The 18,592-nt window shown below is 70.4% G+C and carries 14 protein-coding genes; 7 read left to right on the top strand and 7 right to left on the bottom strand.

The annotated features are described in order from the left end of the window. Positions 1 to 133: 133 nt before the first annotated feature. On the bottom strand, positions 134 to 1,009 hold the full coding sequence (locus tag RAB71_RS15920) for an outer membrane protein assembly factor BamD (RefSeq protein WP_010344377.1): 876 nt from the start codon (positions 1,007 to 1,009) through the stop codon (positions 134 to 136). Between the two features lie 116 nt (positions 1,010 to 1,125). Here RAB71_RS15920 and rluD point away from each other — a divergent pair, with 116 nt between their 5' ends. The 4 genes from rluD to RAB71_RS15900 all read left to right on the top strand — a co-directional run bounded on the left by rluD (position 1,126) and on the right by RAB71_RS15900 (position 3,976). Then, positions 1,126 to 2,133, top strand: coding sequence for a 23S rRNA pseudouridine(1911/1915/1917) synthase RluD (rluD, locus tag RAB71_RS15915; RefSeq protein ID WP_010344376.1), 1,008 nt, complete (start codon positions 1,126 to 1,128; stop codon positions 2,131 to 2,133). Between the two features lie 112 nt (positions 2,134 to 2,245). After that, positions 2,246 to 3,019 carry a peptidoglycan editing factor PgeF gene (gene pgeF, locus RAB71_RS15910; RefSeq protein ID WP_010344375.1) on the top strand — a complete coding sequence of 258 codons (774 nt, stop codon included), beginning with the start codon at positions 2,246 to 2,248 and terminating at the stop codon, positions 3,017 to 3,019. Next, positions 3,004 to 3,546: a DUF4166 domain-containing protein gene (locus RAB71_RS15905; protein WP_010344374.1), complete on the top strand. Its 543-nt coding sequence runs from the start codon at positions 3,004 to 3,006 to the stop codon at positions 3,544 to 3,546. Before pgeF ends, RAB71_RS15905 begins: the two co-directional genes overlap by 16 nt. Next, on the top strand, positions 3,533 to 3,976 hold the full coding sequence (locus RAB71_RS15900) for a thiol-disulfide oxidoreductase DCC family protein (protein WP_029562305.1): 444 nt from the start codon (positions 3,533 to 3,535) through the stop codon (positions 3,974 to 3,976). The genes RAB71_RS15905 and RAB71_RS15900 overlap by 14 nt, the downstream gene beginning before the upstream one ends. A 19-nt stretch (positions 3,977 to 3,995) precedes the next feature. On the opposite strand, the gene RAB71_RS15895 is transcribed toward RAB71_RS15900, so the two are convergent. From RAB71_RS15895 to RAB71_RS15870, 6 genes are all read right to left on the bottom strand, one after another. Continuing rightward, positions 3,996 to 5,858, bottom strand: coding sequence for a methyl-accepting chemotaxis protein (locus tag RAB71_RS15895; protein WP_029562304.1), 1,863 nt, complete (start codon positions 5,856 to 5,858; stop codon positions 3,996 to 3,998). A 314-nt stretch (positions 5,859 to 6,172) separates the two neighbouring features. Further along, positions 6,173 to 8,605 carry a membrane-bound PQQ-dependent dehydrogenase, glucose/quinate/shikimate family gene (locus RAB71_RS15890; RefSeq protein WP_029562303.1) on the bottom strand — a complete coding sequence of 811 codons (2,433 nt, stop codon included), beginning with the start codon at positions 8,603 to 8,605 and terminating at the stop codon, positions 6,173 to 6,175. 351 nt (positions 8,606 to 8,956) lie between these two features. Then, the gene (gene otsA, locus RAB71_RS15885) at positions 8,957 to 10,327 is read right to left on the bottom strand and encodes an alpha,alpha-trehalose-phosphate synthase (UDP-forming) (protein ID WP_010344370.1); all 1,371 of its coding nucleotides are present in this window, start codon (positions 10,325 to 10,327) and stop codon (positions 8,957 to 8,959) included. Then, complete coding sequence (locus RAB71_RS15880; RefSeq protein ID WP_010344369.1) at positions 10,324 to 12,105, bottom strand: glycoside hydrolase family 15 protein; 1,782 nt, start codon at positions 12,103 to 12,105, stop codon at positions 10,324 to 10,326. Before RAB71_RS15880 ends, otsA begins: the two co-directional genes overlap by 4 nt. 76 nt (positions 12,106 to 12,181) lie before the next feature. Further along, positions 12,182 to 12,934 carry a trehalose-phosphatase gene (gene otsB, locus RAB71_RS15875; protein ID WP_010344368.1) on the bottom strand — a complete coding sequence of 251 codons (753 nt, stop codon included), beginning with the start codon at positions 12,932 to 12,934 and terminating at the stop codon, positions 12,182 to 12,184. Positions 12,935 to 13,124: 190 nt separating this feature from the next. After that, the gene (locus tag RAB71_RS15870; RefSeq protein WP_010344367.1) at positions 13,125 to 15,563 is read right to left on the bottom strand and encodes a TonB-dependent siderophore receptor; all 2,439 of its coding nucleotides are present in this window, start codon (positions 15,561 to 15,563) and stop codon (positions 13,125 to 13,127) included. A gap of 243 nt (positions 15,564 to 15,806) precedes the next feature. On the opposite strand from RAB71_RS15870, the gene RAB71_RS15865 reads away from it, so the two are divergent. From RAB71_RS15865 to RAB71_RS15855, 3 genes are all read left to right on the top strand, one after another. Next, positions 15,807 to 16,286: a DUF3574 domain-containing protein gene (locus RAB71_RS15865; RefSeq protein ID WP_010344366.1), complete on the top strand. Its 480-nt coding sequence runs from the start codon at positions 15,807 to 15,809 to the stop codon at positions 16,284 to 16,286. A gap of 70 nt (positions 16,287 to 16,356) precedes the next feature. Further along, positions 16,357 to 16,815, top strand: a complete 459-nt coding sequence (locus tag RAB71_RS15860; protein ID WP_040902338.1) for a GNAT family N-acetyltransferase — start codon at positions 16,357 to 16,359, stop codon at positions 16,813 to 16,815. A 100-nt stretch (positions 16,816 to 16,915) separates the two neighbouring features. Beyond that, positions 16,916 to 18,514: a hypothetical protein gene (locus tag RAB71_RS15855; RefSeq protein WP_010344364.1), complete on the top strand. Its 1,599-nt coding sequence runs from the start codon at positions 16,916 to 16,918 to the stop codon at positions 18,512 to 18,514. The last annotated feature ends 78 nt before the right edge of the window (positions 18,515 to 18,592 follow it).

Here is an 18,592-nt window from a genome sequence, read left to right as displayed (position 1 = left end):
GCTGCTGCGCGGCGTTCCCGGCGTGTGCCGGTTCGGATCGGCTCGCCTTGCAGGGAGGCCGCGGTGATCGCCCTTCAGAACGCGACAGGGGCCTTGCGGCCCCTGTCGGTGTGCATCGTGTCGGCGCGGTGGATCAGCGCTGCATCTGCGAATTCGATTGTCCGGTGGCGGCGGACTTCTCGCCGGCGAACGGGTTGAGCTTGCGGATCATCCACGGGTACTTCGGCCAGTTGCCGGTCAGCCACGGATGCTGCGGATCGTTGAGTTCGAGCACGCGGCGCGCGTCGGCGGCCAGGGTCTTGTTGCCCAGGTGGGTGTAGGCATCGGCCAGCACCGCCACCGCGTCGTTCTGGTAGGCGCTCTGCGGGTAGGTCTCGAGCAGGTAGGTGGCGCGCGAGGCGGCCGACACCCAGGCGTCGCGGCGCAGGTAGTACAGCGCGTTGTCCAGCTCGTGCTGGGCGAACACGTTGCGCAGGGCGATCATGCGCGCGCGCGCGTCGGCGGCGTAGCGGCTGTTCGGGTAGCGCTCGGCGACGGTGTTGAAGTCGGCGTAGGCCTGCTGCGGGGTGGACAGGTCGCGGCGGCTGGGATCCAGCGACCACACCCGGCGCAGGAACACCGTGTCGCGGTTGGAGTTGGACAGCCCGCGCAGGTAGTACATGTAGGCGATGTTGCGCTGGGTCGGATAGGTGCGGATGAAGCGGTCGATGGTCGACACCGCGTCGTCGTGCTTGCCGGCCTTGTACTGGGCGTAGGCGCTCTCGATCATCGCCTGCTCGGTGTAGTTGCCGTACGGGTACTGCGCGATCAGCCGCTTGAAGCTGCTCTCGGCGCCGGCCCAGTTGCCGGTCTCCATCTGCCCGTGCGCCTTCTGGTAGAGCTGCTCCACCGGCATGCCTTCTTCGGGGTTCTTCTTCTGACGGTGGCAACCCGTCGCCACGACCAGCGTGACCAGCAGCAGGGCGATGAAACGGACGTGCGCGGACAGCGGGACGGAGCGTCGGATCATGGGTTCGGGCGCGGCAGGGCAGGAATACGAAGGGGCGATGATAGCCTAGTGGCCTGTCCTGCGACTGACTACGGCCGCCGCGACCCTCCTTTTCCGACCCAAGCCGTGCACCTGCCATGCCCCATACCCCCCCGGATCTGCCCGAGGACGCCGTCAGCGACGGCCCGCGCCAGGCGCGCGTCCCCGATCACGCCGCCGGCCGCCGCTTCGACGCGGTGCTGGCCGAACTGTTTCCCGAATACTCGCGTTCGCGCCTGGCCGAATGGATCAAATCCGGCGACGCCCTGCTCGACGGCGCCCCGGCGCGGCCGCGCGATGCGCTGCGCGGCGGCGAGATCGCCAGCCTGCACGCGGTGCTGGATACCCAGACCCACGCCCTGCCCGAGGACATCCCGCTGGAGGTGCTGTACGAGGACGACCAGGTCATCGTGCTGAACAAGCCGGCCGGGCTGGTGGTGCACCCGGGCGCCGGCAACCCCAGCGGCACCCTGGTCAACGCCTTGCTGTACCGCGACCCGGGGCTGTCGGCGCTGCCGCGCGCCGGCATCGTGCACCGCCTGGACAAGGACACCAGCGGCGCCATGGTGGTGGCGCGGACCCTGCAGGCGCATACCTCGCTGGTGGCGCAGCTGTCGGCGCGCGACGTGCACCGGCAGTACCTGGCGGTGGTGGTCGGGGCCCTGGTCTCCGGCGGCACCGCCAACGCGCCGATCGACCGCCACCCGCGCGACCGCCTGCGCATGGCGGTGCGCGAGGACGGCCGCGACGCGGTCACCCACTACCGGCTGCGCGAACGCTTCCGCGCCCACACGGCCCTGGAATGCCGCCTGGAAACCGGCCGCACCCACCAGATCCGCGTGCACATGGCGCACCTCAAGCACCCCATCGTCGGTGACCCGCTGTACGGCGGCCCGCTGAAGCTGCCCAAGGGCGCCAGCGACGAACTGATCGCCGAACTGCGCGGTTTCAAGCGCCAGGCGCTGCACGCCGAGACCCTGGAGTTCAAGCACCCGCTGAGCGGCGAGCCGGTCCGCGCCACCGCCGCGGTGCCGGCCGACCTGCAGCAGTTGATGGCCTCCCTGCGCGCGGATGCGCAGGCGGCGGCCGAGCGGACGCGGCGCTGAACATGGCCGCGGCGTCGCTCTCCCGCGCCATGGCGCGCGGCTCCCACCTGGGACGTGGCCTGGGACGCCAGGCTGCCGGCATGGCGCCCGGTGTCGGCCGCGGGCGTTGCCGATGAGCGACTTCGCATTGTCGGCCGACTGGCCAGCCCCGCCCCGCGTCCATGCCCTGACCACGCTGCGCCATGGCGCCGGCGCCTCGTTGCCGCCATTCGACCGCTTCAACCTGGGCAACCGCAGCGCCGCCGACGGCGACGACCCGGCCACGGTGCAGCGCAACCGCGATGAGTTGGCCGCGCGCCTGGCGCTGCCGACGCCGCCGCATTGGCTGCGGCAGGTGCACGGTGTGCAGGTGCTGCGCTTCGACGCGCCGCCCCGCGGGACCGGCATCGACGCCGAGCCGACCGCCGATGCCGCGGTCACCGCCGAGCCGGGGGTGGTGCTGGCGATCCTGACTGCCGACTGCCTGCCGGTGGTGTTCGCCGCCCGCGACGGCAGCGAGGTCGGCGCCGCGCATGCCGGCTGGCAGGGGCTGGCCGGCGGCATGCTCGAGGCCACCATCGCCGCGCTGCGCACGGCGCCAGCGCAATTGCAGGCCTGGCTGGGACCGGCGGCCGGACCGCAGCACTACGAGATCGGCGTCGAGGTGCGCGAGGCGTTCCTGCGCCACGATCCGGCCGCCGCGGCCGCGTTCGTCGCCACCCGGCCCGGTCATTGGTTGGTGGACCTGTACGCGCTGGCGCGGCAACGTCTGGTCGCGGCCGGCATGGACCCGGAGCAGATCCACGGTGGCGGGCTGTGCACCATCGCCGATGCGCAGCGCTTCTACTCCTATCGGCGCGACCGCCGTAGTGGACGCATGGCGACCCTGGCGTGGATCGCGCCCTGACGCCGCCGCTGTTCGCGCAGGTGCTGGGGCCGGCGTTCGCGCAATTGCCGCCGGTGCTGCGCGCGCTGCACACGCCCTCGTCGCAGTCGCGCTATGTCGGCCAGGCGATGGTGCAGCGCGGCCGCCACCCGCTGCTGCCGCTGTGCGCGTGGCTGGTGCGGTTGCCGCGCACCGGGCCGGCGACGCCGGTGGAGGTGGTGTTCCGCGCCGATGCCCGCGGCGAGCGCTGGGAACGCCGCTTCGGCACGCATGCCATGCCGTCCGGGCTATGGCTGCACCGCGGCCGGCTACGCGAGCGCCTGGGCGCGGTGGTCTTCGAATTCGCCTTGCGGGTCGACGGTGCCGGCATCGAATGGCGTGCTGCCCGCGCCTGGGCCTTCGGCGTGCTGCCGCTGCCGCGACGTTGGCTGGCCGGCGTGCACTGCCGCGAAGACCAGCGCGACGGCCGCTACGCGTTCGTGATTGCGGTGACGCTGCCGTGGATCGGCCCGTTCATCCGCTACGAGGGTTGGCTTGCGCCGGCCTGAGCCGCCACCGGGTGCGGCGCCTGCGGCGTCGGAAGACACGGCCATCGTCGTGTTCGATGGGGTATGCGCGCTGTGCAGCCGCTGGGTGCGGTTCCTGCTGCGCTTCGATCGCCGCGGCCGCTACCGCTTCGCGGCGATGCAGTCGCCGCGCGGCAGCGCGCTGTTGCGCGAGCATGGCCTGGATCCGGCCGATCCGCTGTCGTTCCTGCTGCTGACACGGCACGGTGCCTTGACCGATTCGGACGCGGCGATCGCGGTGATCGCCGGGCTTGGCGGCGTGTGGCGCAGCGTCGCGTTGCTGCGCCTGCTGCCGCGTCGCTGGCGCGATGCCGGCTACCGCGTGCTGGCGCGCAACCGCCATCGCTGGTTCGGCACGACTGCACAGTGTTTCCTGCCGGAACCGCAACAGCGCGCGCGCTTTCTGGACTGAGCGCCTCGCGCGGACCGGCTCAGCCGGCGCCGCGCGCGAACGGCACGACCTTGCCGTCGCTGCCGCCGGCGCGGCCGCTGTCGATCCGGAACACCGCAACCGCCGCAGCCAGCCCACCGGCCTGTTCCTCCATGCTGCGCGCGGCGGCGGTGGCTTCCTCGACCAGGGCGGCGTTGCGCTGGGTCACCTCGTCCAGTTGCGCCACGGTGCGGTTGACCTGTTCGATGCCGCTGGACTGCTCGCCGCTGGCTGCGCTGATCTCGCCGATCAGGCCGGTGACCCGCTGCACCGAACCGACGATCTCGTGCATGGTGGCGCCGGCGCGGTTGACCAGTTCGGCGCCTTCGCCGACGGTGCGTGTGGAGGCCTCGATCAGTTCCTTGATCTCCTTGGCCGCATCGGCCGAGCGCTGCGCCAGCGAGCGCACTTCCGAGGCGACCACGGCGAACCCACGGCCCTGTTCGCCGGCGCGCGCGGCTTCCACCGCCGCGTTGAGCGCCAGGATATTGGTCTGGAAGGCGATGCCGTCGATCACCCCGATGATCTCGCCGATGCGCTGCGAAGACGTGCTGATCGCGCGCATCGTCGTCACCACGTCGTCCATCACCTTGCCGCCGGAACGGGCGACCTCGCCGGTGTTCTGCACCAGGCCGTTGGCCTGCTGGGCGTTGTCGGCGTTCTGCTTCACCGCCGAGGTCAACTCTTCCATCGAGCTGGCGGTTTCCTCCAGGCTCGCGGCCTGCTGCTCGGTGCGGTCGGACAGGTCGGTGTTGCCCGCGGCGATCTCCGAGGCGGCGCGGCGGATCGTTTCGGCCGAGTCCTGGATGCCGACGATGATCTCGGTGAGCTTGGCAACGGTGCGGTTGGTGTCCTCGCGCAACCGCGCGAACACGCCCTGCGCCTGGCCGTCGACGCGGTGGGTGAGGTCGCCTTCGGCCAGTGCCGCCAGCGCCCCGGCCAGTTGCGCGAGGTTGCTTTCCACTCCATCGGCGATGCGGTTGACGCCCTCGGCCAGCGACTTGAGGACGCCGTCCATCGCCGCGGTCTCGATGCGCTGGCTGAAATCGCCGTGCGCGGCGGCTTCGATCACCGTGGCCAGCGCTTGTTCGGCGTTGACCTGTGCGGTCACCTCTTCCCATTGCGCGATGGTGCCCAGGCGGCGGCCGTCGGCGCCGTCGATCGGGCTGTACACGAAATCGATCTGGCGGCCGAAGAACGGCGCGCGCACGCGCTTGGAGCCGGTCAGTGCGCGCATGCGGTCGATCGCCGCCTGGCTGTCGGGATAGATGTCGCCGATGCTGCCGCCGACGAACTGCTCGGCGCGGAATTCCGGACGGAAGCGCTGCACGTCCGGTTCGATGGTCTTCAACATCTGCAGCAGCTTGCGGTTGGCGAAATGCACGCGGCCATCGTCGTCGGCGATGCGCACCATGGTGTCCAGGTCGTCCAGCGCCTGGATCACGAAGCGGCCATGCTGCAGCTCTGCTTCGGTCTGCGCCTGGCGTGCGGCCAGCGCCTGTTGTGCGTTCTGCAGCGCGCGCAGCAGGGCGACTTCGGACGCGTCGCCGGCCAGTTCTAGTTCCACCCGTTGCGCGAAGCGACCTTCGCCCAGCGCCTGCAGCGCCTGCGTAGCCTGCTCCAGGGCACGCGGTGCGCTGCGCCTGCCGAGCCAGGCCAGCGCCACGGCCACCGCCACGGCGATCAGCAGGGCCGGCAGCAAGCGCGGTAGCGCCGATCCGGTTGCACCGACCGTGCGGCCGACGTGCAGCGCATAGCCGGCCAGCGCCAGCAGGAGCAGCGCATGGAAAAGGGCAAGCAGCGTCGAACGGGAGCGCAGCCACGAGGCTGTGGTGAAGCGGGGAACGGCGGATGGCGAGGGCATGGTCTGCACCGGCTGGGAAACAACGGGCATCGCCGCGAGGGCGAGGCGGTCGCGCGGGGGCTTATCCAGTATCGGCGCATCGCCACGCTGGCTTGATCGCCTGCACCTGCCGTTCGTCGGAAACTTTACTTGGCCTGAACGTCCGTGGGCGTCTGCATGGGGTGTTCTGACATGCTGCATTGCAGCAGGGTGAGCGGCGGAGACCCTGTGGCGGGCGCTGGGGTGTTCCGCCGCCCCTGGCCGGGTCGCTCAACGCCGCTGTCGGCCACCCGCCATGGCCGCAGGCGGCCGGTGGCGGGTGGCGCGGTGGGCGGTTACTTCGCCGGCGCCGCCGCATCCGGCAAGGTCCAGGCGATCACGCTGTCGCCGGCCTTGGTGTCCATTCGGTCGTGGCCGCCGATCGCCGCGACGATGTACTGCTTGCCATTGACGGTGTAGCTCAGCGGCGCGGCCTGCGGGCCGGCCGGCACGCGCACTTCCCACAGCAGCTTGCCGGTCTGGGTGTCGTAGCCGCGCAGGAAGTTGTCCAGCGCCGCACCGATGAAGGTCACGCCGCCGGCGGTGGCCAGCGAGCCGCTGTTGTTGGGCGTACCCAGTTCGAACTTCATCTTCGACGGGATGCCCATCGGGCCCTGGTCGTAGCCGGTGCCCAGCGGGCGCCGCCAGATCACCTGCTGGGTGCGCAGGTCCACGCCGGAGATGTAGCCCCACGGCGGCGCCACGCACGGGGTGTTGAGCGGCGACATCCACGGTTCCTTGCGCGCGCCGTAGGGCAGGCCTTCCTGGGCCATGTAGCCGGGCGTCCTGCTCTTGCCGTTGAACACCGACACCACCCCCAGCGACTGCATTTCCTGCCGCGGGTACACGTGTTCGGTGTAGGGCAGGCGATTGCTGTTCATCACCATGATGCCGCGCTGCAGGTCCACCGACACGCCGCCCCAGTTGATGCCGCCGTGGTTGCCGGTGAAGGCCAGCGAGCCGCCCAGGCTGGGCGGGGTGAACATGCCTTCGTAGCGCAGCCGCTTGAACTGGATGCGGCATACCAGTTGATCGAACGGGGTGATGCCCCAGGCGTCGGATTCGACCAGGGTCTCGTACTCGTGGCTGGGCGCGCCGACAGTGTTGGGCATGCCCGGGGACACCGGTTGGGTCCTGGCGGTCCAGTCGCCGTGGTCGGTGCCCTGCGGCACCGGCTTCTGCTCCACCGGCATGATCGGTGCGCCGGTTTCGCGGTCGAGCACGAACACCTGGCCGGACTTGGTGGCCTGGATCACCGCCGGGCGGGTGCCGCCGCCGGGCACCGGGAAATCCACCAGGTTCGGCTGCGGGCCGATGTCGTAGTCCCACAGGTCGTGATTGACCGTGCGGAAATGCCAGCGTTCTTTGCCGGTGGCCGCATCCAGCGCGACCAGCGAGGCGGTGTACTCCTCTTCCTGCGGCGTGCGCTGCTTGCCGAAGAAGTCGCCGGAGGCGTTGCCGGTGGGCAGGTAGACCAGGCCCAACTGGTCGTCGGCGGCCATCAGCGACCACACGTTCGGGGTGGAGCGGGTGTAGGTCTGGCCGGCCGGCGGCGCCGCGTCGATCGCCGGATTGCCCAGGTCCCAGGCCCAGCGCAGTTGCCCGCTGACCGCGTCGAAGGCACGCACCACGCCAGACGGCGCGTCGCGTTCCTGGCCGTCGCGGATCTGCCCGGTGGGCTGGATCACCACCCCGCGCATCACCACCGGCGGCGAGGTCGGGCCGACGTAGCCGGGCTTGGTGTTGCCGGTGTCCTTGTTGAGGTCGACAAAGCCGTGCGTGCCGAAGCTGTCGCACAGCTTGCCGGTGAGGGCGTCGAGCGCACCCAGGCGGCCGTCGACCATCGGCCAGAAGATGCGCTTGGCGCATTCGGCGACCGGCGTGGTGGCCTCGAAGTAGGACACACCGCGGCAGGTGGTGGCGGCGACGCCGGCCATGGCCTTCGGATCGGTGTGCGGATCGAAGCGCCAGCGCTCCTTGCCGGTGGTGGCCTCCACCGCGATCACCTTCTGCGTGGGCGTGCAGATGTAGACCAGGTCGCCGACCTTCAGCGGGGTGTTCTGGAACGCGTAGCCGAGCTTGGAGCCGGCCGGCTTGAGGTCGCCGGTGTGGAATTCCCAGGCGATCTTCAGGTCCTTGACGTTGTCCGGGGTGATCTGCGCGCCCGGGCTGTAGTGGTTGGACAGGTTGGAGCCGGCGTAGGCGGTCCAGTTGCCGGCGTCGTGGTTGCCGGCGACGTTGCCGTCGGGGCTGTCCACCGTGGCGCGGCTGAAGGCGGCCTGCGGGCGCTGCGCGGCCAGGCTGGGGTCGGCCAGTTCCACCGTGCGCGGGAACAGCAGCGGCACGAACACCAGCGCCGCGCCGAGCACCGGCAGCACGCCGGCGATCAGCAGGTAGCCGACGCCGGAGACGGGCGCCAGGCGCCAACGTGCGACCTTCCAGAATGGCAACAGCAGCAGGCCGAGCACCGAGATCATCGCCAGGCGCGGGATCAGTGCCCAGCCGTCCAGGCCGACCTCGGCCAGGGCCCAGGCGATGGTCGCGGCCAGGGTGACGCCGAACAGCCACAGGCCGACGCGACGGCCCAGTGCGAGCAGCAGGCCGGACACAGCCAGCGCCACGCCGGCGAGCAGGTAGTACCAGGAGCCGCCGACGGCGACGAGTTGCCCGCCCATGACGGCGAGCGCGACGCCGATCGCGGCGATGAGGACGGCATAGCCGGCGAACAGCCAGCGGCCGGCATTCGGTGGGGAAGAAACGGTCATGAGCGAAACATCCGACGAGGATCCCTGCGCGTGGCGCGAACGGCGGCGGTGCAGGCGGATCGTGGGGGGAGAGGCGAGGGCGGGGCCGCAAGCGCGGCGTGCATCGCGAAGCAGCGGCCGCGCTGGGGTGGTCTGGCAAAGCAGAGGACCGGCGCGGCGCGTGCTGGCTATTTTAGGCGACGCAGGTGGTCGGGCCGTGACGGAACACGGAACACTGCGTCATGCGGCGCCATGGCGGGCGCCGCATGGCGTGCAAGGTCGGATCGTGCGACGCGCAGGCGATGCGCGCCGCGTCGTGCGAAGCGCGCGATGCCGCTAGCGCACGCTCTCGAGCGCCTGCAGATAGCGCTGGCGCCACGCATTGATGTCGTGCTTGCGCAGGTGATCCATCATCGCCTGCCAGCGTTCGATGCGCTTGGGCTTGGGCAGCGAGGCGCCGGTGGCGATGGCATCGGCGACGCCGTCCAGGTCGTGCGGATTGACCAGCAGCGCCTCCTTCAGTTCGTCGGCGGCGCCGGCCAGCAGCGACAGCACCAGCACGCCGGGATTCTCCGGGTCCTGCGCGGCCACGTATTCCTTGGCCACCAGGTTCATGCCGTCGCGCAACGGCGTCACCAGGCCGACCTGCGCAGCGCGGTAGAAGCCGGTGAGCGTGGCGTGGGTGAAGTTGCGGTTGACGTAGCGCAGCGGGGTCCAGTCCGGCTCGGCATGGCCGCCGTTGATGTGTCCGGCGATCTGCTCGAGCTGGTTGCGCAGCTGCTTGTACTCGGTGACGTCGCCGCGCGAGACCGGCGCGATCTGCAGGTAGGTGAGGCTGCCGCGCTGGTCCGCATGCCGTTCCAGGTAGCGTTCGAAGCCGAGGAAGCGTTCCGGCAGGCCCTTGGAGTAGTCCAGCCGGTCCACGCCGATCGCCAGTTGGCGATCGCGCAGGCTGCTGCGCAGGTCGCGCACCGCCGGCTTGGACATCGCCGCGCGTGCCTGCTGCGCGATCAGTTCGGTGTCGATGCCGATTGGGAACATGGCCGCGCGGAACCGGCGCCCGCCCGGCGCTTCCAACACGCCGTCCTTGATCACCTTGCCGCCGCCGAACAGGCGCACGTAGGCCTGGAAGCGGTCGACGTCGCGGCGGGTCTGGAAGCCGATCAGGTCGTAGGCGTAGAAGCCGGAGAACAGCCGCGCGTGGTCCGGCAGCGCCTGGATCAGGTCGGCCGAGGGGAAAGGCACGTGCAGGAAGAAGCCGATGCGGCAGCCGATGCCGCGCTCGCGCAGCAGCGAGGCCAGCGGAATCAGGTGGTAGTCGTGGATCCACACCGTGTCGTCCTCGCGCAGCAGCGGCGCGAGCTTGTCGGCGAACATGGCATTGACCCGGCGATAGCCCTCGCGCGTGGCGCGGTCGTAGTCGACCAGGTCCAGGCGGAAGTGCAGCAGCGGCCACAGCGTGCGGTTGGCGAAGCCGTTGTAGTACGCGTCCAGGTCGGCGCGATTGAGGTCCATGGTGACGAAGCGGATATCGCCCTGGGTCTGTTCGTGCATCGCGCCGCTGTCGCCGCGCACGGTCTTGCCGCTCCAGCCGAACCAGACGCCGCCGCGCTCCTTCAGCGCCGCCAGCAAGCCAACCGCCAGGCCGCCGGCGCGGTTCTCGCCGGGCAAGGCCACGCGGTTGGATACCACCACCAATCTGCTCATGATGCCTCCTGCCAACTGCGCGACAAGCGCATGGCGGCGATGATCAGGCCGACATGCGAATAGGTCTGCGGGAAATTGCCCCAGGCTTCGCCGTTGTCGAAGGCCAGATCCTCCGACAGCAGGCCCAGGTGATTGCGCCGGGCGAGGATGCGCTCGAACAGCTCGCGCGCCTCCTCCTTGCGGCCGATCGCGGCCAGCGCGTCGATGTACCAGAACGTGCAGATGGTGAAGCTGGTCTCCGGTTCGCCGAAATCGTCCGGCGCCACGTAGCGGTACAGCGCATCGCCATGCTTGAGATCGCGGCCGATCGCCTCGACGGTGGCGATGAACCGCGGATCGTCCGGGGCGATGAACCCGATGTCGGCCAGCAACAGCAGCGAGGCGTCCAGCCGGTGGCCGTTGAAGGTGTCGGTGAAGTGCCCCAGCTCCGCACTCCAGGCCTCGGCCAGCACGCGTGCGTGGATGCGGTCGGCGCGTTCGCGCCAGTGCAGCACGCGGTCTTCCAGGCCCAGCCGCGTGGCGATCTTGGCCAGGCGGTCGCAGGCGGCCCAGCACATCGCGCTGGTGTAGGTGTGCACCTCGGCGCGGCCGCGGAATTCCCACAGACCGGCGTCGGGCACGTCGTGCAGTTCGAACGCGCGCTCGCCCAGCGGTTCCAGGCGCAGGAAGGTGTGGGTGTCGCCGGGATCCTTCAGGCGCAGGTCGAAGAACAACTGGGTGGAGGCGAGCACCACGCTGCCGTACACGTCGTGCTGCTTCTGGATCCAGGCCAGGTTGCCGCGCCGCACCGGGCCCATGCCGCGGTAGCCGGCCAGCGACTCGACCTCGTGTTCCTCCAGCGCCGCCTCGAAGCCGATGCCGTACAGCGGCTGCAGACTGCCGTCGGTGGTGGCGATGTTGAAGATGTAGCCGAGGAACTGCTCCATGGTGCGGGTGGCGCCGAGCCGGTTCAGCGCGCGCACCACGAAGGCGGCATCGCGCAGCCAGCAGTAGCGGTAGTCCCAGTTGCGCGGGGTGTCCGGCGCCTCCGGAATGGAAGTGGTCATCGCCGCGATGATCGCGCCGCTGTCCTCGTACTGGCACAGCTTCAGCGTGATCGCGCTGCGGATCACCGCCTCCTGCCAGTCCAGCGGCACCGACAGATAGCGCACCCACTCGCGCCAGTATTCCTCGGTGCGTTCCTGCGCTTCCTGGATGTAGCCGGTGAGCGAGCGGGTCAGCGATTCGTCCACGCCCAGCATCAGGTTGACCGGGTGGTTGAGCACGAACGGCAGTTCTTCGCGGATGAAGCGCACCGGCACGTCGGTGGTCAGGCGCAGGGTGAAATCCGGCAGCAGCCAGCGCACGTGGTTGCTGCCCCAGGTGCTCTCCGGCTGGCGCGCGCCCCAGTCGGCCAGCGGCCGCGCGCGCACGCGGATGCGCGGGTTGCCGGCCAACGGCCGCACCTGGCGGATGATGCTCACCGGCCGGTAGAAGCGGCCGTGGTTGCGCCAGCGCGGGGCGAAGTCGATCACCTCCACCGCGCCGCCGTGGGCGTCGCGCAACACCGTGCGCAGGATCGCGGTGTTGGCCAGGTAGTGCTGGTCGCTGTCGACGAAGTCTTCCAGGTCGATGCTGAAATCGCCGCCTGGATGCGCGCGTGGGGAGAGCAGGGCGCAGAACGCCGGGTCGCCGTCGAAGGCCGGCAGGCAGCTCCACACCACGCTGGCCCGTTTGTCGATCAGGGCGCCGAAGCTGCCGTTGCCGATGACGCCGAGGTCGAGATTGGGGGAACTCATGGAGCGGACGGGTCCTTGTGCGGAAGCAGTGGGGGAAACGGCCACGGGGCGCGGACGGACGGGCGTTGCGGCGGCCTCATCCGGCGTTATCGCGCAGCCAGGCGTGTACGCCGCGTGGATCGGGCAGCGCATAGGTGGCGACGCTGTCGGCGCGGCTGCCGACCAGCACGCTCCAGCCGCCGGCCTGGTTGGCCGCGGCGAAGCCGAATTCGTCGGTGAGATCGTCGCCGACGAACACCGGGCGGCGCCCGCGGAACGGCGGCTGCTGCAGCAGCGTGGTCAGCGCCACGCCCTTGTCGCTGCCTTCGGGCACGAACTCGACCACGTGGTCGCCGGGCTGCAGGCGGTAGCCGGGCAGGTCGCCGAGCTGTTCGTTGGCGAACGCCAGGACCGCCTCCGCGGCGGCCGGCGCGGCCCGCCAATGCAGGGCCATGCTGGCGCCCTTGTCTTCGACCAGCACGCCCGGATGCGCCTGGCGCAAATGTGCGGCGCGCGCATGCAGCGCATGGAGAAAGTCGGAGGTGTCTGCGGGCATCGCCGCCTGCGCGTCGGCGGCGCTGCGCAGCTCGTGGCCGTGCAGCCCGGCAGCGGGCAGCCGCAGTGGCGCGAACAAGGCGTCCAGCTGCGTCAGCGGACGTCCGCTGACCAGCGCCACCGCGCCACCGAGGCGCTGGTGCAGGCGGCCGATCGCCTCACGCACCTCGGGCAGCAACTGCACCTGGTCGGGGCGTTCGGCAAAGGCGATGAGGGTGCCGTCCACGTCCAGGAACAATGCGCAGGCATCGTCCAGACGCGGCGGCGGCGGTCGGAGGGGGAGCGCGTCTGCCATCTGTTCATGATGAACGGGACAGCGTTAGCGCCAGGTGGATTGGAGCTGGGAATGGGGAGGCGGGAATCGGGAATGGGGAAAGCAACAGCCGTGCGGGCAGGCTCTTGCTCTTCCGATTCCCGTTTCTCGATTTCCGATTCCCCGCTCCTTCCCATTCCCGATTCCCGTCTCCCCATTCCCCACACCTTCGTCAGAAGGTGTACCGCACCCGCCCATAGTAGTAAGCGCCATTGCTGCCGATCGGCGAGAGCACGTCGTAGGGCAGGTTGCCGAAGTAGGCGATGTCCGGCTTGGAGCGGTCGGCGTAGGCGTCGGTGAGGTTCTGGCCGCCCACCGCCACGCTCCACTGCGGGGTGAGGTGATACTCGACCTCGGCGTCGAGTTGCCACTTGGCGCTGTAGGTCTGCTCCGGGGCGAAGCCGCCGCCGAAGTCGAACACGCGGGTGGCGCTGCCGTAGCGGGTGACGCGGGTCTGCAGCGACCAGCGCGCGTCGCTCCAGTTCGCCGCCAGCTGCGCGCGGGTACGCGGGGTCGCCTCGGTCAGGGTGTTGCGCTCCTCCACGCCGAACAGCACGTAGTCCGGATTCAGCGCCAGCAGCTGCGCCGGCGTGGCCACCACGTTCTCCAGTTCGGTCTTGGCGTAGCTCCAGGTGCCGGTCAGCTGCAGTTGGCCCTGGCCCAGCGCCTGCCGCCAGTTGCTGACCAGTTCGGCGCCGCGGGTGCGGGTGTCGGCGGCGTTGACGAAGAAGCTGGCGCTCTGCAGGCCGGTGATGCCGAAGCGCTGCGCGACGAAGTCGGTCAGGGCGTCGCCGTCGATGCTTTCCGACAGCGCGATGCGCTTGTCGATGTCGATCTGGAACAGGTCCAGCGACAGGTCGAAGTGGCTGCCGACGCGGCTGGTGAAGCCCAGGCTGTAGTTGCGCGACTTCTCCGGCTGCAGCGTGCGCGCGCCCAGCGCCTGCGCGATCGGGTTGTCGACCGAGAGCAGGCGGCCCTGCAGCAACTGCCCGTTGGCGTTGTAGCCGGTGGAACTGGCCTCGTAGCCGATCTGGCTCAGCGACGGCGCGCGGAAGTTGTTGGAGATCGCGCCGCGCAGGGCGAACGCCGGGACGAACTCGTAGCGCGCGGCCAGCTTGCCGGTCAGTTCGCCGCCGAAGTCCTGGTAGTGCTCGTAGCGCGCGGCCAGGTCGGTGGAGAGCTTGTCGCCGAACTGGCTGGACACGCTGGCGTAGAGGCTGGCGACGTTGCGCGACAGGTCGGCCGCGTCCTGCGGGGTCAGGCCGCCGCCGGCCTGGGCGCCGGTGGGGCGGTCGGTGTAGGGGCCGGCGGCGTAGCTGGCCGGGTCGCCCGGGCGGGTGCGGTAGTGCTCGCGGCGCAGTTCCACGCCGGTGCCCACGGTGTGGGTGGCGCCGGCGGCGTCGAAGCTGCGGCTCAGGTCGAGGTTGGCCACGCCTTGCTCGAACGCGTAGTCGCCGGTCTTGAAGCGGGTCGGGCTGCCCGGGCCCAGCGAGGCGTTGAGCGAGTGCTTGAGCCGGTAGGTGAAGTCGTTGCGGCCGTAGTCGAGGCTGGCGTCGTAGGCCCATTCGCCCCACTGCCCGCGCGCGCCGAGCACCGCCTGCAGGTCGCGGTTCTCGCCCAGCGACACCGGGCGGTAGCCCTGCGGATACACCTGGGTCCAGTTGGCGGCGCCGTCGGGATAGCGGAAGTAGTTGTCGCCCTGGGTGTCGCGCTGGTTGTAGGTGCCGAAGGCGTAGACCTCGCTGCTCTGGCCGAACGGCAGCTTGCCGTTGAGCCAGGCGTTGAGGTCCTTGCTGGCGCCGTCGCCGAGCGCGTAGTTGCGCTTGCCGGCCAGGGCCAGGTTGGCCGGGGTCTGTTCCTCGAACGAGGGGATCTGGTCGAAGCCGGCGCGGTTGGTGGCTTCGTGGTTCTTCAGTTCCAGGCCGACCTTGAAGAAGCCGCCGTCCTCGCCCAGGCGCGTGCCGACCTTGCCGCTGGCATAGCCGGTCTGGCCGTCGGTGAGGGTGCGGTGGATCGGCTTGACGTCGGTGTGGTTGGCGCCGTAGCTGGCTTCCAGCGCACCGCTGTCCGGGTCGTCGTCGAGGATCACGTTGATCACCCCGGCCACCGCGTCGGAGCCGTACTGCGCACCGGCGCCGTCGCGCAGCACCTCGATGCGCTTGATCGCGCTGATCGGGATCGCGTTGAAGTCCACAGGCGTGGTGCCCTTGCCGATCTTGCTGTCGGTGTTGACCAGCGCCGAGGTGTGGCGGCGCTTGCCGTTGACCAGCACCAGCACCTGGTCGGGCGAGAGCCCGCGCAGTTGCGCGGCGCGCACGTGGTCGGCGCCGCCGGAGTTGGACTGGCGCGGGAAGTTGAAGGAGGGCAGCAGCGCCTGCAGCGCGCTGCCGAGTTCGCCGTTGACCACGCCGGCCTTGCGGATGTCCTCGGCGCTGAGCACGTCCACCGGGGCGGTGGATTCGAGCACGGTGCGGCCGCTGGCGCGGGTGCCGGTGACGATCACTGTGTCCAGATTGGTCGTGGTGGCCGGGGCGGCGTCCTGGGCGAAGGCGGGGGCCGCCAGGGCCAGGGCGATGGCCAGGCTCAACGGCCTGACGAACGGGGACGACATGGGGGCTCTCTCCTGAAACGATGACCATCAAGACCGGCCGCGCCGGCCATGGCGTCGACCGAGGTCGGCAAAGGTTGCTGCATCCATCCGGATGAAGCGATATATTAGCCCGACGTTAAGGCGATGTGCGAGCCGCGTGTTCGGTGCGCTCGGGCATGAGCTCATGCTCGGCGGTTATCCGGCCCGGTCCGCACCTGGCCTACGATCGTGTGTTGCCTGCCCCTTCCGACCGAGACCTTGCCGATGCTGCTGCGTGCCCCGTTGATCGCCGTCCTCCTGGCCCTGAGCGCTTGCGCCAGCGTCGCCCCGTCTGCCCCCACCGCGCCGAGCAAGGTCAGCGCGACCATGCAGGGCGATGCGGCGCGGCCGGCGCAGGCCAGCGGCTGGGTGCGCAGCGAGCTGTACTTCGGCGTCGGCGAGGAGAGCGGCCCGGCCGACCGCCCGCAGGCCGAGCCGATCAGCGAGGCGCGCTGGCGCGCGTTCCTGGACAAGGAAGTGACGCCGCGCTTTCCCGACGGCCTGACCGTGTTCGATGCCTACGGCCAGTGGCTGTTCCGCGGCGCCAAGGAGCCGAACCGGCTCAACACCAAGGTGCTGGTGATTCTGCACGAGGACACCCCGCAGCGCCGCGCCGACATCGAGGCGATCCGGCTGGCGTGGAAGCAGGCCACCGGGCATCAGTCGGTGCTGTGGGCGCGGCAGGCGGTGGACGTGTCGTTTTGACTGCGGGGATTCGGGAGTGGGGAATGGGGATTCGCAGAGGCGGAGCGTTGCGGTGACGGTGGGGGCGTTTGTGATCCGGCCGGGGGAACTGGACGATCCGGCGGTGCGTGGGTTGCTGGAGTACCACGTGCAGCAGATGCATGCACAGTCGCCGCCGGGCAGCGTGTATGCGCTGGATCTGTCCGGTCTGCGGCAGCCGCAGGTGCGGGTGTGGAGCGTGTGGCGTGATGAGGCGCTGGCCGCGGTCGGCGCGTTGCGGACGCTGGACGATGGCGGTGGCGAGCTGAAGTCGATGCGCACGCATCCGTCGTTCCTGCGCCAGGGCGCGGCCGCGGCACTGCTCGACCACCTGATCGCGCTCGCCCGTGCCGAAGGCCTGCAACGGCTGAGCCTGGAGACCGGCAGCGGCGCGGCATTCGCGCCGGCGCTGGCTTTGTATCGCCGACGCGGCTTCCGCAACGGGCCGGCGTTCGGCGATTACGTACCCAGCGCGTTCAACCAGTTCCTGCATCTGCCGCTGTCGCCGTAGCGGCGCGCCGCCGCCGGAAAACGGCATCCTGCGCGTGCACCGATCCGTCGGTGCCGCTTCCCCTTACCATCCCTCGACTCCCCACGCCGCCACTGCCCGCATGTCCAGTCCCGCTCCCGTTTCGCCGCGCCTGCGCTGGTTCGTCGCCGGCGACCTCAACGGCTTCTTCGGCCTGGTGGTCGACAACCTGTCGATCCTCGGCTTCATCACCCTGGCGCTGGTCGGTCTCTTCCAGTTCCCCGCCGAGGTCATCTACACCCGGATGATTCCCGGCACCGCCTTCGGCGTGTTGGTCGGCAACCTGCTCTACACCTGGATGGCGCGGCGCCTGGCTGCGCGCAGCGGGCGCAGCGACGTCACCGCGATGCCGCTGGGCCTGGATGCGCCGACCAGCATCGGCATGGCCCTGCTGGTGCTTGGCCCGGCGTTCGTGCGCTACAAGCAGCAGGGCCTGGATCCGCAGGCCGCGGCGCTGGCCACCTGGCACCTGGGCATGGCGTCGCTGGTGGTGATGGGCACGCTGAAGACCGTGCTGTCGTTCTTCGGCGACGCGGTCACCCGCGCCTTGCCGCGCGCCGCGCTGCTCGGCTCCATTGCCGGCATCGCCATCGTGCTGATGGGCTTCCTGCCCCTGCTGGAGACGCTGCGCACGCCGCTGGTCGGGCTGGTGGTGCTGGGCCTGCTGCTGTACGTGCTGATCGCCAAGGGGCGGTTGCCGTGGCGCCTGCCTGGGGTGCCGGTGGCGCTGGCATTGGGCACCGGCCTGTACTACTGGGCCAATGCGGCCGGCTTCGGCATTCCCGGCCACCAGGCGCCGCAGTGGATCGCGCCGCAGCTGGTGCTGCCGTGGCCGAGCCTGGGCTTCGTCGCCGGCCTGGCCGACACCGTGCCGCTGCTACCGCTGCTGCTGCCGTTCGGCCTGCTGATGGTGGTGGGTGGCATCAACGTCAGCGAGAGCGCACGCGCCGCCGGCGACGACTACCGCACCCGCGACATCCTGCTGGTCGAGGCCGGCGCCACCCTGATCGCCGGCGTCTGCGGCGGCGTCGCCCAGACCACGCCGTACATCGGCCAGCCGGCCTACAAGCACATGGGCGCGCGCAGCGGCTACACGCTGCTCACCGGCCTGTTCATCGGCCTGGGCGGCATGCTCGGGCTGGTCGCCGGCCTGGTGCAGTGGCTGCCGATGGCGGTGCTGGCGCCGATCATCGTCTACGTCGCCATCGACATCACCACCCAGGCCTTCCAGGCCACGCCCAAGCGCCACGCCGGTGCGATGGTGCTGGGCTTCCTGCCGTCGGTGGCCTACCTGCTGGCGATCAAGGCACCGGGCTGGATCGCCCCGGAGCAGCTGGCCAAGCTCACCACCACCCTCGACGGCCACGGCCTGCCGGAGCTGGCGGTGATCCTGACCCTGGGCAACGGCTTCATCATCACCGCGATGCTGTGGATCGCCGCGGTGGCGGCGATGGTCGACGGCCGCTTGCGTCGCGCCGCCGCGTTCCTGCTGGTGGCGGCCGGGCTGACCCTGTTCGGGCTGATCCATTCGGTGGACCCGCGCGGCGGCCTGTACCTGCCGTGGACGCTGAGCGGCGTGCCAAAGCTGATCGCCTGGCAGTTCGTCGGCGGCTACCTGGTGCTGGCCGCCTTGCTCGGCCTGCTGTCGTTGCAGAAGCCGCGGGCGGTACTGGTGGACTGACGGCGCGGTGGTGCGCCGACCATGGCGACATTGCATGGGGACGATGCGTCGAGGCTGAACGCCAGCCGTCGCACGCTG

This window comes from Xanthomonas sacchari (genome assembly GCF_040529065.1).
Lineage (GTDB): Bacteria > Pseudomonadota > Gammaproteobacteria > Xanthomonadales > Xanthomonadaceae > Xanthomonas_A > Xanthomonas_A sacchari.
This window is presented reverse-complemented; position numbering and strand designations above follow the sequence as displayed.